Below are 13,269 nucleotides of genomic sequence, written 5' to 3' on the forward strand. Positions count from 1 at the left end.
AATTTGCGGATGTCGCCTTCTGATTACAAAGACATAACCGAGTCTATAAATGCATCTCCTCTTGCTTCGAAGTTAGTATACTGATCCCAACTTGCGCATGAAGGTGACAGCAAAATGATATCGCCCGGCTCTGTATGGGAATATGATTCACGAACTGCGTCACGCATATCGGTTGCGCAAAAAACTTCTGTAATTCCGCAGGATTTTACGAATTCCGAGAATCTCTCTGCTGTTTCACCAAGTGCAATAACTGCTTTGACATTTCCCATATGTGGTCTTAATTCTTCGAACGAATGCCCTCTGTCAAGGCCTCCCGCAAGCAGGACCGTCGGCATACTGAAAGCAGCCAACGCACTTTTCGTCGCCAGTGTGTTCGTCGCTTTTGAATCATTATAAAACTTACGTCCTTTTAATTCTTTTACAAATTGCATGCGATGTCGGACGCCTGTAAACGAGATGAGTACGTTTTCAATTGAAGATTTATCACATCCGCAAAGAATGGCGGCTGCTGTTGCAGCTAAAATATTCTCAAGATTATGTTGTCCAGGCAATTTGATAATGGAACGGCTCACATAAGGTACCCCATCCCAATATATTTGTTCATCATCAGCGGATATTCCTTTCTCCGTTCTCCCGAAAAGCGAGAACGGAATTTTAATCGCCGCTGACCGCTCCGCATATGCCCGTAGTTCCGGCTGATCGAAGTTATAGATAAAGTAGTCGTCGACTGTCTGGTTTTTTGTAATACCCGCTTTCGCCTCGGCATACCCTTCTGACGATCCGTGGTAATCCAAATGTGAATCGTACAAATTGGTCCAAATCGCAATGCGAGGTCTAAAAGAATCAATCCCCATCAATTGGAACGACGACGCTTCCAATACTATGATATTGTCATTCTTTGCTTTTTCGCCGACCGTACATGAAACGGTACCTATATTGCCAGCGATCAAAGGCTGTTTTTTAGCGATATTAAGCATGTGATAGAGCAGTGTCGTTGTCGTCGTTTTACCATTTGAACCAGTAATTCCAATAATGGGTGCCTCACTTATCCGGTAAGTAAGTTCAATTTCGGTCCAAACCGAAATTCCTTTTTGAACAGCATCCACGACAACTGGATTGCTATATGGAATACCGGGATTTTTTACAATAAGTTTATAGCCTTCGTCTAGGATACCTTCGGGATGTCCACCACAAATGACTCGTATGCCTTCTTCCTTCAGCGAAGCTGCTTCCGCATTGCCTTCCTCAGGCTTTGCATCATTCACCGTAACAACCGCTCCCAACGAACGGAGAAGATGTGCAGCGGCATATCCGCTTTTCGCAAGTCCGAGGACAAGTACCTTCATACCTTTAAATTGATTGACATCTTTCATTTATAACACCTCCAGCAAAACAGGAAGAATAGCTGCTAAAAAAGCAACTCCCCAGAAAACAAAAACGATTTTCCATTCCGACCAACCAGATAGTTCAAAATGATGATGAATCGGACTCATTTTGAATACCCTTTTTCCAGTCAACTTAAAACTAATGACTTGGATGATAACTGATAGCGTTTCAACAACATAAATGATACCAATAATAACAAGTAATAGTTCTTGTTTTATTAAAATCGACAACATTGCAAGTGCACCGCCAAGTGCCAGGGAACCTGTGTCCCCCATAAACACTTTCGCCGGCTTGATGTTGAAAACAAGGAAACCGAGCATAGCGCCTGTAACAACGAACGAAAACATTGCGATATCCAATTGTCCATAAATAAGAGCATGAACACCGAATGCACCAAAAGCAATAGACGAAGTTCCAGCAACAAGTCCATCCAGCCCGTCAGTCAAGTTGACTGCATTTGAAAAACCAACAAGCCAAAAGATAAGAAAGGCTACGTAGAAAACTCCGAGTTCAATTCTAAAGTCGACAAACGGCAAATGGACAGCAGTGTCAAACGGTCCTAATTTCAGTAAGAAAAACGCAGCGACCGCAATAATGATTTGACCGATTAGTTTCTGAAGGGAGTTCAGCCCAAGATTCCTTTTCAAAACAACAATGATAAAGTCGTCAAGAAAACCAATCACACCAAAGCCGACAAGTACAAGCAATAATACAATTGTCTGAGTTGTCATTACGTCATGCATATAGGAAAGAACCAGTGTAGAAATAATGATTGAACTGATGAAAATCAGTCCACCCATAGTGGGGGTACCCGCCTTTTTCTGATGGGTTTTAGGCCCCTCCTCCCGAATACTTTGCCCAAACTTCATTCTCCTTAGGGCCGGGATGATGATGAATCCAATTAGTACTGAAATGATGAATGAGACAGCAATTGCTGTCAAAGTCGTGGCGAGTGTCATGATTTTTTCTCCTTCTATTCACCAGAGCAGTACTTTTCAACGTGCTACTCTGGACTTTGCATTTATTGTTACTATAAATGGTACAAAATTATTCTGTATAGACATGGATTACATCATCAACTGCGATTAACGAATCAGGTTTAGGTAACTGTGTTTTTACTTTTTCACCCGAGCCATGCCATTCAATCCGATACGTATGCAATTTACTACCGATTTTTCCTTTTGTCATACCTGTTAAATCTGGTGCGCGATGCGTTTCCATGTCACCCCATCTGTATTCCTTTTCAAGCTGATCTTTTCTTTTTTCAATACCCGCTAGTGGAGCAATTTCCTCGATGATTCGGCCGACGATTGGTGCTGCAATAACGCCGCCGAACTGAACAGAGTTTTGCGGATTGTCTATAGCGACATACACAAGTAATTCGGGATCGTCGGCGGGGGCAAAACCGATAAAGCTGACAATATAATCGCCATCTTTATATCTGCCATCCACCACTTTTTGTGCAGTTCCCGTTTTACCACCAACACGCAGTCCATCTGTAAAAGCATTACGACCTGAACCGTTCGCAACGACAGATTCGAGGGCCTCCCTTACTTGCTTCGATGTCTCCTCACTGATAACCTGCTTACGCATTTCAGGACTGGATGAGAGCAATACTTTTCCACTATCATCTTTTATTTCTTTCACAATATACGGTCGGTAAAGATAGCCGCCATTTATAGCAGCAGCAACGGCCTGAACCTGTTGGATGGGTGTTACAGAAATTCCTTGACCAAAAGCAGTTGTCGCTTGTTCAACAGGTCCGAATGCCTTCTCGGAAAACAGGATACCTTTCGCTTCACCCGCGATGCCGGACCCCGTGGATTCTCCGAAACCGAAATCACGGATGTAGCTACTCAGTTTCTTACCTCCAAGACGCTGACCGATTTCAACAAACCCAGGGTTACATGAATTTTCAACAACCTCCAAGAACGTCTGTTGTCCGTGGCCGCCTCTTTTCCAGCAACGGAGTCTTGCGCCTTCCACCATCACATAACCTGGATCGTTAAACTGGCCGTTCTCAAGATCAATGACGTCTTCTTCAAGTCCTGCTGCAAGCGTAATAATTTTAAATGTTGAACCTGGCTCGAAAGTCATCCAGACAGGCAAATTACGATTATATATGCTTTGATCTACATCTTTATATTCAGCGGGATGAAAAGTCGGCGTGGAGGCAAGTGAAAGTATTTCACCCGTTTTAGGATTCATAACAATCGCTAATGCTTGTGCCGCATCATACTTTTCCATTGCTTGCTGCAATTCCCGTTCTACGACCTTTTGCATAGGAACGTCAATTGTCAACTCGACGGAAGCCCCTTTTTCACCTGTTTGAAAGCCGTCATCCACATGGGGTAATGGAACACCCTTTGCATCCGTATATAAGCGGATTTTATCTCCCGTACCTTGCAGAAATTCGTCATAAGCATATTCGATTCCGGCCAGGCCTTGGTTATCATACCCTGTAAATCCGATGAGTCTAGACAACAGTTCGCCATTCGGATATTGACGAACATAATCTACACCAGTGTATAACCCATCAATTTGAAGTCGTGCAATTTCATCCGCTTGTTCTTCCGTAATATTTTTGCCTTCGGGTGCCAGTTTGACCATATACTCTTTCTGCGACATTTTCTCAGTGAGCTCAGCAGTATCCGTTTTCAGGATTGCGGCCAATGCCGCTGCTGAACTTTCCAGGTCATGGTTTTGGGATGGCATGAAATACAATGTAGGTGCTAATTTACTTCCCGCAATCAAATTTCCATTCCTATCTTGGATATCTCCACGCATTCCACCAAATGGAATTTCGCGATCCCAATTCGCTTCTGCACGTCCCTTAAGCAACTCATGTCTTACGATTTGCACATGGAACAATTTACCGGCGACCATCACCAGTAAAATAATAAAAATCACAAATACTGCACGCAGTCTCTTTTTTGATTGGAGTCCTATAATCTTTCGCAGCTTTTACACACCTCTTGTTTTTATATCAAGGTATGAAATACCACGGTTTGCTATTCGTTATCCACCGACAATACTTTCTTCGGTCAGCTCTTCCTCTTTCGGTTTATGAATGATTGATGGCGGTTGCAATTGGATAACAATCGGTTCATCAGCCCCAATAACCGTACCTTTTGACAAGCTTTGTTCTGTTACATAGCCTTCTCCGTTAATGCGGATATCAAGGCCAGATAACAGTTTAAACGAAAGCACCATTTTTTTCGACCAGCCAGTAAAATCAGGTAAGTTAGTTTGTCCTTCGGTATGCAATAGGACAATCGAGCCAAGGGATAATTTCGATTCTTTTTGCGGATATTGACTGTTTATTTTTCCACCCTTCCCGATAAGGATAGGGCTGAAGCCGTCCTGTTGAAGACGGTTAATTGCTTTACTTGAAGCTTCCCCCGTAAAGTCGTCAAGAACTGACGCTTCAACTGCGTCTTCATCGTTTGGAACGATGTTCATATATTTTAAACTATTTTCCATGATGGAAGTGAATAATTTTGCAACAGGATCCGAACCAATTTCTCCCACTTTCAATTTTGGTTGTTGTACAACGACATACGTTAGTAATTGCGGATCTTCGGCCGGCGCCATTCCTAAGAACGAATAAAGGTAATTACCATTTCCCGACAAATAACCTGGTCCATTCGGATTTGGAATTTCTGCAGTTCCTGTCTTACCACCAAGCGTATAACCGTTCAATGCAAATTTCTTACCGGTACCATGTTCCGAAGTGACAGTCGTGGCCAGTAGTTCTCGTACTTGTTTTGCCGTTCCAGCTGAAATTGGTTGTCCATGTTCTTCCGGTTTTTTATCCTGTACGACTTTGTCATTGTTTGGATTGGTGATTTTATCAATCACATAAGGTTTCATCATGACACCATCATTTGCAATCGCCGTTGCTGCTTGGACCATTTGCATAAGCGTAACTGTTGAACCTTGTCCAAACGATGTCGTTAAACGTTCAATTGGATACGTGTCAAGCAACCTGCCTGATGCCTCATGCGGTAAATCAATTCCTGTTTTTTCACCGAATCCGAAATCCCTTATATATTCCATGAATTTCTTGTCACCCATTCGCTCTAGAAGATAAGCCATTGATACGTTGGATGATCGTTGGAAGCCTTCCAGAAATGAAATATAACCCCAGCCCGTTTGATTGTGATCACGAACAGTATCCCCGTACACCTTATATTGCCCGGATTTATAAAAATCAGTTGGTGTCCATTTATTTTCTTCCATCGCTGCCGCAACCGTGAACATTTTCATCGTCGAACCTGGTTCAATGGTTGTTTCAACTGCTTGATTCAACCAGTTATCTGTTAACCCAACACGTGTGGATGGGTGAAATGCGGGACGTTGACTCATTGCTTGTATTTCACCTGTTTTCGGATTCACGACAACGACAAGCATCTTTTTAGGTGAATATTCTTTTTCCACACTGTTCATGGCGTCTTCAACAAAGTTTTGGATTGTTTTATCGATTGTCAGTTGAATGTTGTAGCCATCCTGAGCGGGAACAATTTTCTTTTCAGACTTGGGTAACATGATACCCCATTTATCCGATTTGAAATTCATCTTTCCATCGGTTCCATTTAATTGTTTATTATATACGGATTCAAGACCCATCTTCCCAACCGTCGTTACATTTCCATCGGCATCTTCTTCCCGCTGTGCAAAGCCAATCAAGTACGATGCGAACACACCGTTCGGATAAAATCTTTTTTTATCTTCAACGAAAATAATACCTGGCAACTCTTGTTCTTTAATATTACGAAATGCCCCGTAACTGATATCACGTCCCGCTTTTCCAAATTCCACTTGATATGTACCCTTTTTTGCATCGGTCAGACGCGAAAGAATCTCTTCTTTTTCCATCGGTATATTTTCTGCAAGTACTGCGGCTGTTTTTTCAAAATCAGTAACATGTCTCTGCTTTTTTGAATCTACGCTTGCTTTTTCACTTAACACTGCAATTAGACGATAACTTAACGTATCCGCAGCGATCAGTTCACCATTTCGGTCGCTGATTGTTCCGCGATCTGCTGTTAATGTCGATTCCCTTGCATACTTCGCTTCAGCCATAGAGGCCATTGCCTTTCCCTCTGCCTCACCTGTCGCTTGTATATAAAGAACCCGCCCGAATAAAAGGAAAAAGAGCCCTCCGTATACCAAAAACATCAGAAAGGCTCCCCATTGAAATCGAAATTTCTTTTTCATCGTCCAGGCACGACCTTTACGTTCTTCTCGTTTAGAGTCAGGCCAAGTTCTTTCGCTCTTTCCCATATCTTTTCATATGTGGAGTTTTCGCTCACTTCGATGGACAATTCCATATTCTGTTTTTTTGTCGTATCAATTTCGTTCCCAACGAGTTGGACTTCTATGTTCACATCATTCAGTTGGGCTTGCGTATGTAAGATCACAGTTGAGAATAGAACGACAATTGTAGAAAATAGCACGAATAAGAATTTCTCTCCGACCGAAAAGACTTTTCGGGAAGGACGTATTTGCGGTTGTTTTCCTGGTACTTCCGGTACTTCGAGTTCGCGTACTGCTGTAGAGTGGAATTTTCTTTGTGCTAATGCCATTTTTCCATTTCCCCCTTACTTTTTTTCTACAATCCGCAGTTTTGCGGATCTTGAACGTTTATTTTCTTCCACTTCTTCTTCACTTGGCACGATTGGTTTTCTTGTAATAAGCTTCAAAATTGGTTCCATTCCATCCGGTATGACGGGTAAGTTGGGTGGTAGATCCGGTAGCGATGATGCTTCTTTGAAAATCGTTTTACAAAGTCGATCTTCCAGTGAGTGGAATGTAATCACGCTAATTCGACCCCCAGGATTGAGCAATGAAATCGCATCGGTTAATGAATCTTCAGCTGCACCCAGTTCATCATTGACAGCAATCCGTATCGCTTGGAAAACTCTTTTTGCAGGATGACCGCCTGTTCGTCTGGCTGCGGCAGGAATACCTGTTTTGATAAGTTCAGCAAGTTCAGCAGTCGTTCGAATAGGTTCCACTTGACGGGCCTCTTCAATTTTGCGCGCAATTCTTTTGGAAAACTTCTCTTCTCCATAACGGAAAAAGATTCGAACTAAATCTTCGAATGACCAATCATTGACAACGTCGTATGCAGTAAGTGAAGCACTCGTATCCATACGCATGTCCAGTGGAGCATCTAAGTTATAACTAAATCCACGTTCAGCAGTGTCCAACTGAGGTGATGAAACGCCTAAATCATAAAGTATTCCATCGACACCCGTGATACCGATCTTCTTCAGTTCAACTTTTAAATTTCTGAAGTTCGAATGGATGAACGTCACTTGTCCAAGGTAATCCTTCAATCTTTCTTTCGCCACTTCAATGGCCTTCATGTCCTGATCGAAACAAATCAATCTGCCCTCATTTGAAAGTGCTTTTGCAATTTCCTTACTATGTCCTGCTCCCCCGAGCGTACAATCGACATAAATGCCATCGACCTTTATATGTAAGCCATCGACGGCTTCACGCAGTAGAACTGTTGTATGGTCGAACATTGAAACCGCCTGCTTTCTTAAATCTGTTTTTAGAAATCAAAATCGATAATATTTTCCGCGATTTCATTGAAAGATTGTTCTGATTCATCATAATACGTTTCCCATAATGGCTTGGACCAGATTTCAATACGTCCTGAAACGCCGAGTACGACACATTCCTTTTCAACTTTCGCATAGTGGAGCAATGATGTAGGAATATTAATGCGCCCCTGCTTGTCCAATTCAACTTCTGTTGCACCGGAAAAGAAAAAACGCGTGAATGCACGAGCATCCTTCTTTGTTACTGGTAAAGCTTTAAGCTTTTCTTCCAGACGCTTCCATTCATCCATTGGGTATCCGAAGAGACTATTATCCAAGCCACGAGTCAATACGAAGCCATCCCCAAGATGCTCCCTGAATTTCGAGGGAACGATAAGACGACCTTTTGTATCGATAGTATGCTGATATTCGCCCATGAACATACTCTTCACCCCACTATATGAAATAAATGTACCACATCCCCCCACATTCCTCCACCTTTTACTGACATTTGTTTTAAATCCTCTGAAAATGTGCCAATAGTACTTGTTTTAATGAGATTATTTAGACATTAGAAAAAAAACACTCTTGCTGCACATTTGTGCTTGCAAGAGTGTTTGATAAACAGGCGTTCATAAATAAACGATTTTATGTTTGCCGTCCATTTCAAATGGCAATGTTAACAGTTCCCGAATTAGTGTTGGTCCATAACTATTCAAATAGGAGTACGGTGTATAAAGCCTTTCTTGCAAAACATATCCCGGAAACAATTCGCCTTCCAGCAACCCGAATGCGCGTAGGGCGGCATCATGTTTCAACAGAATCGATTCTTCGGATTTCAATTTAAGATAATCTAATTGTTTCTTATGGAATGCAAGGTTTTTATCTAATACCCCTTGCATCATTGCGCTATCGTCTTTAACGACCGCAGCAATTTTTTCGAATTGAGCTTTTAGTAGCTGTTCCGTTTCGTTGATAGCTTCATTAACATGCTCATCCTGTAATCCATCGATGAAGCTTTCGCGTGCTGCGAACAGTTCCCCCGACATGACGTCCTCCACGGCGAAAGACCTTACGTCCAATGCCTGACTCACTTGCCGCGCGACAAGTGTCATAGACATCCGCGGTACAATGATCGGCATCTTCATGCCTAACTGGTGAAACGCTTCTTTCAATGTTGCCCAGTAAGCAATTTCACCCGGACCACCAACGAAAGCAAGGACAGGGAAAACCATATCCTGCATAAGTGGTCTCGTTGCAACATTGTTACTCAATAGCCAAGGTTCTTCATGAGCGATACGCTGCATTTCCTCTTCTGAAAAGCGCAAACCGGTACTCGTATTAACGAAATGACCTTCTTCTCTTGAAAGAAGGACTCTTCCTGTTTCATGAACATAAAACAAGTTTGCAGCATCTACCTCAGCACCAATCGGTGAACCGTATCCGTTTTCAGCGAACACAGCCTCTTTCGCCGAAACTTTTTCAGCAACTTGTGATGAATGCTCAATGAGTCTACTGAAATAATTCTTCTCCATTTCCCGCAATGGCTTGTACGCTGAATCGATAAATAACAATCCCTCATCCTGGAAAAGACCGTTCATAAGTCGCACAAAAAAGCCTGTAAACGTTTTTTCTTGTGTAACGGCAGTTAGCACTTCATCCAACAAATTTGACGTGTAGACCGTTTCGCCGAACTTACTGACGACCTCCTTCACGAATGCTGTCAGTTTGTCTGTGTCATATACTGTGTCGGAAGCCATTGTCTTTAGTATGAATTTTTCGCGGTATTGATTTTTTACAGCCTGTCCACCTGTTTGTGTGAATACGTGATTGATTTCATTCAGATCATGATCTTCACCCGCTACCCAAAATACCGGGACGACAGGAACGCCAAGTGCTTCTCGCTTCCTTTTTGCCAGCAATATAACGGTAATCGCCTTATGTACGGAGTAGAGTGGTCCGGTCAATATTCCCGCTTGCTGCCCACCTACGACAGCGACTGCGTCTTCTGCCAGTTCATTGATGTGCTGCCTGGCACGGTCGGAAAGTCCGAACGGTTCCATAAACGAACGGATTGTATCCGCAAGTTGGGTTCTTTCATATGTGCGTCCAGCAAGTTCTTGTAAACGTTCGGGATACGCACTTTCTTCGTTGCCATAATCAAAAAACGTATGTAAAAAATCTGTATCGTTATTATATGATTGCATCACCTTATTGCTTTCGGGTAATGCCAAACTTTCCAATTTCATGATTCAAGCCCCTTTATCACTAACGTCTTGAACAGAGTATAGCATTCCGTGTCATTCGTTTGAAGAATAAATGCTTGGCGAAATGTGCTTCATTGTATATATATTGAAATGAAGATCTCCATTGAATACGCTACGGCGCTTCGTGGATGCCTCCGCTTGGTTATGTAGATAGTCGATTGCTCAACCTAGATAGTTAATAATCTTAAATGCAATTCCAGTTAATAAAAGGATGAAATAGCTACCTGTCAAGACAAGAAAATACAACCGCCATGTTTTTCTTAATAAATGGAGAATTTGAAACTCCTTTACTTTGAACCGCTCAATAATACTGCAGACAATCACAATGAGTACAGCAATTGTAGCGATGTATATACCTGTTTCCAAACCGATTACTGTTCGTGATATGACGTAAACGGCTAGAAATAAGAATGGAGTTGCCGTGTCAGCTGCGAGGCCAATAACAGTAGCTGGTGATCTGCCCATCTTTCGCATCACCACAAGAAAAACAAATGCGATAATCCACGGAAAAAGGATGATAGCTCCCAATGTACTGGAAATCACACTGCCCATCAATTCCCTCCTCTCCAATCGACGGCATATAGCATCGCCTCAAGAATCTGTAAAAACGGAGTTGATTTCCCTCGATTTTCTGCTATTCGTATGATTGCTGTGACAATGGTCTCTATTTCCATCGGTCGACCGGCTTTACGATCTGTCAACATGGACGATCTATTTTGCGCCGTTGTCTTGCATACAGAAACAATAGCGTCATATGATAGGGAAATTCCCATTTCCGGAAATGCTTCCAACAGTTCATTATACAATCTATCGAGCAATGAATTGCAATACTTATCTGTCAATAGTTCGCCATTCGTAACCCCAAGAATGGCTGTTAAAGGATTAATCAGGCAATTAATCAGTGCTTTTCGAAGGAGAATCTCTTTCGCTTCTGTATGTCTGCTTAACGGAAAAAAACTTGAGTGCGCCTGTTGCATCAATCTGAACACATCCGCATCCCCACGTTCATTCGCTATCGTCAGCATTCCTACACCATTATGAGCAACAGTCCGGTCGTCTTTCCGCCCTGCGCCATGTTCCACTGTCGCAAATGACACGTTCGGTAGAGATGTTGCGCCGACAAGTTCCAAGTGGCCGATACCATTTTGAACAAATAAAATAGGTTGCACTACATTTTCCTTCTGCATCACAGTTAGAAGTTCGGCAATCCCTGAATATTTGACCGCAACAATCCAACAGTTCGCAACTGGAAGCTCACTGAATTCAGTCGTTGCATTTACACGGAATACGCTCGTTGAACCGTCAACGTTAATTCTGCAAATCCCCTCTGATTGGATACACTTCTTCTGTTCTTTTCTTCTAACGTAAAATGTCACATTATAACCGGCTTCTGCTAAGAATGATCCCATCAGCAATCCGATTGAACCCGCACCTGCAATCGTTACCTCCAATTGTCCCCCTCCTCTAAAAGTAAAAGGTCCACCTAAATGCGGGTGGACCTTTTAGCGCTTTGTTCAATTATACAGGATATACGGAATGTTTTTTTGGTGGTTGCGGTACATTTTTTGTACTGTAGAAACGGAAACGGTCAGCAAGCACTTCTCTTAGGTTAGATGGAGCCACGATTTCGTCGATAATGAGCTCCGAAGCCATTTTATAAATATCGATTTCTTCTTTGTATTCGTTATGTTTTTCCTTAACGAACGCAACACGCTCTTTCGGATCTTCAATCGCTTCAATCTTATTCGAATAGACAGCGTTGACAGCCGCCTCCGGTCCCATAACAGCGATTTGCGCAGTTGGTAGGGCAATACAGACATCCGGTTCAAATGCCGGTCCAGACATCGCGTAGAGACCTGCACCATATGCTTTACGTACGATTACCGAAATCTTAGGTACGGTCGCAGAACTCATTGCCATAATCAGCTTCGCACCATGACGAATAATTCCTGCACGTTCCACTTTTGTTCCAATCATAAAGCCCGGTACATCGGCAAGAAAAAGCAGTGGTATGGAGAATGCATCACATAAATTGATAAATTTCGCCGCCTTATCAGCGGAGTCACCAAACAGGACGCCACCTTTCGCTTTCGGCTGATTGGCAATAATACCGACCGGTTGACCTTCAATTCGTGCAAGCCCTGTAATGATTTCTGTAGCAAATAACTTTTTAATATCGAAAAAGCTTCCTTCATCAATTAAAACATCTAGCGCTTCGTACATATCGAACGGCGCATTCTGGTTTTCGGGAATGATTGCCTCCAGTGTACGCCCCGCTTTGGCTGCAATCATTTCTTTCAAGGCAGGTTTTTCCGTGTAGTTAGCCGGGAAAAATTCAAGGTAACGGCGTGCTTCCGCAATCGCTTGTTCTTCATTTGCAGCAAGGACATCACCGCAACCGCTCACCGAGCAATGCATTTTTGCGCCGCCCATTTCTTCAAGCGTCACTTTTTCGCCGATTACTTTTTCGGCCATCCGCGGAGAGCCTAGATACATGGATGCATTTCCGTCGACCATGATCACAATATCGCAAAATGCAGGTATGTATGCTCCACCTGCAGCAGAAGGCCCAAAAAGAATACAAATTTGAGGGATGAACCCCGATAACCTTACTTGGTTGTGGAATATCTTCCCCGCTCCGCGTCTGTTTGGGAACATCGCAAGTTGGTCTGTTATACGAGCGCCTGCCGAATCGACAAGATAAAGCATTGGTACACGTTGTTTTTCCGCGATTTCTTGGATACGAATTATTTTTTCAACAGTACGGGCTCCCCAAGATCCCGCTTTTATAGTCGAATCATTCGCCATGACGCAAACCGTTTGGCCGTTCACTTTCCCCATCGCTGTTACTACGCCGTCTGCTGGTAAATCTCCAGCTTCACAGTTCGCAAAGCGTCCATCCTCTGTATATTCACCGTTATCAAATAACAGTTCAAGTCTGTCGCGGACAAATAATTTCTGTTGCTCTTTCAGCTTTTCATGGTATTTTGGAGCGCCCCCGGCAAAAATCTCCTGTAACTTCGTTTCAAGTTTTTCATTGTATGTAACCTTTTCAGTCATGT

11 protein-coding genes are annotated in these 13,269 nt (G+C 42.8%); all 11 read right to left on the reverse strand.

From position 1 onward, the window contains the following. Window positions 1-23: 23 nt before the first annotated feature. The 11 genes from murD to FILTAD_RS12085 all read right to left on the reverse strand — a co-directional run bounded on the left by murD (window position 24) and on the right by FILTAD_RS12085 (window position 13,267). A complete protein-coding gene (murD, locus tag FILTAD_RS12035) occupies window positions 24-1,373 on the reverse strand; it encodes a UDP-N-acetylmuramoyl-L-alanine--D-glutamate ligase (RefSeq protein ID WP_124071002.1) in 1,350 nt (449 codons plus the stop codon). Further along, a complete protein-coding gene (gene mraY, locus FILTAD_RS12040) occupies window positions 1,374-2,345 on the reverse strand; it encodes a phospho-N-acetylmuramoyl-pentapeptide-transferase (protein WP_124071003.1) in 972 nt (323 codons plus the stop codon). An 88-nt stretch (window positions 2,346-2,433) separates the two neighbouring features. Continuing rightward, complete coding sequence (locus FILTAD_RS12045) at window positions 2,434-4,347, reverse strand: penicillin-binding transpeptidase domain-containing protein (RefSeq protein WP_462916977.1); 1,914 nt, start codon at window positions 4,345-4,347, stop codon at window positions 2,434-2,436. Between the two features lie 57 nt (window positions 4,348-4,404). Next, window positions 4,405-6,567, reverse strand: a complete 2,163-nt coding sequence (locus tag FILTAD_RS12050; protein ID WP_238988231.1) for a penicillin-binding transpeptidase domain-containing protein — start codon at window positions 6,565-6,567, stop codon at window positions 4,405-4,407. A 35-nt stretch (window positions 6,568-6,602) separates the two neighbouring features. Continuing rightward, window positions 6,603-6,974 carry a cell division protein FtsL gene (ftsL, locus tag FILTAD_RS12055; RefSeq protein ID WP_124071005.1) on the reverse strand — a complete coding sequence of 124 codons (372 nt, stop codon included), beginning with the start codon at window positions 6,972-6,974 and terminating at the stop codon, window positions 6,603-6,605. Window positions 6,975-6,989: 15 nt separating this feature from the next. Further along, a complete protein-coding gene (gene rsmH / locus FILTAD_RS12060; RefSeq protein WP_124071006.1) occupies window positions 6,990-7,922 on the reverse strand; it encodes a 16S rRNA (cytosine(1402)-N(4))-methyltransferase RsmH in 933 nt (310 codons plus the stop codon). A 29-nt stretch (window positions 7,923-7,951) separates the two neighbouring features. After that, window positions 7,952-8,383, reverse strand: coding sequence for a division/cell wall cluster transcriptional repressor MraZ (gene mraZ, locus FILTAD_RS12065; protein ID WP_124071007.1), 432 nt, complete (start codon window positions 8,381-8,383; stop codon window positions 7,952-7,954). A 189-nt stretch (window positions 8,384-8,572) separates the two neighbouring features. Next, window positions 8,573-10,189: a bacillithiol biosynthesis cysteine-adding enzyme BshC gene (bshC, locus tag FILTAD_RS12070; RefSeq protein ID WP_124071008.1), complete on the reverse strand. Its 1,617-nt coding sequence runs from the start codon at window positions 10,187-10,189 to the stop codon at window positions 8,573-8,575. 180 nt (window positions 10,190-10,369) lie between these two features. Then, on the reverse strand, window positions 10,370-10,759 hold the full coding sequence (locus FILTAD_RS12075; protein WP_124071009.1) for a DUF3397 family protein: 390 nt from the start codon (window positions 10,757-10,759) through the stop codon (window positions 10,370-10,372). Further along, complete coding sequence (locus FILTAD_RS12080) at window positions 10,759-11,658, reverse strand: ketopantoate reductase family protein (RefSeq protein ID WP_124071010.1); 900 nt, start codon at window positions 11,656-11,658, stop codon at window positions 10,759-10,761. The genes FILTAD_RS12075 and FILTAD_RS12080 overlap by 1 nt, the downstream gene beginning before the upstream one ends. A 67-nt stretch (window positions 11,659-11,725) precedes the next feature. Then, complete coding sequence (locus tag FILTAD_RS12085) at window positions 11,726-13,267, reverse strand: acyl-CoA carboxylase subunit beta (RefSeq protein ID WP_124071011.1); 1,542 nt, start codon at window positions 13,265-13,267, stop codon at window positions 11,726-11,728. Window positions 13,268-13,269 lie beyond the last annotated feature (2 nt).

The organism is Filibacter tadaridae (assembly GCF_900609045.1).
GTDB classification, from domain to species: Bacteria; Bacillota; Bacilli; order Bacillales_A; family Planococcaceae; genus Sporosarcina; species Sporosarcina tadaridae.

Excerpts from the sequence above, each read along its gene's own strand:
- bshC (WP_124071008.1), bottom strand. The coding sequence starts at position 10,189 with ATGAAATTGGAAAGTTTGGCATTACCCGAAAGCAATAAGGTGATGCAA.
- ftsL (WP_124071005.1), bottom strand. The coding sequence starts at position 6,974 with ATGGCATTAGCACAAAGAAAATTCCACTCTACAGCAGTACGCGAACTC.
- FILTAD_RS12050 (WP_238988231.1), bottom strand. The coding sequence starts at position 6,567 with ATGTTTTTGGTATACGGAGGGCTCTTTTTCCTTTTATTCGGGCGGGTT.
- mraY (WP_124071003.1), bottom strand. The coding sequence starts at position 2,345 with ATGACACTCGCCACGACTTTGACAGCAATTGCTGTCTCATTCATCATT.
- mraZ (WP_124071007.1), bottom strand. The coding sequence starts at position 8,383 with ATGTTCATGGGCGAATATCAGCATACTATCGATACAAAAGGTCGTCTT.
- FILTAD_RS12085 (WP_124071011.1), bottom strand. The coding sequence starts at position 13,267 with ATGACTGAAAAGGTTACATACAATGAAAAACTTGAAACGAAGTTACAG.
- FILTAD_RS12075 (WP_124071009.1), bottom strand. The coding sequence starts at position 10,759 with ATGGGCAGTGTGATTTCCAGTACATTGGGAGCTATCATCCTTTTTCCG.
- rsmH (WP_124071006.1), bottom strand. The coding sequence starts at position 7,922 with ATGTTCGACCATACAACAGTTCTACTGCGTGAAGCCGTCGATGGCTTA.
- murD (WP_124071002.1), bottom strand. The coding sequence starts at position 1,373 with ATGAAAGATGTCAATCAATTTAAAGGTATGAAGGTACTTGTCCTCGGA.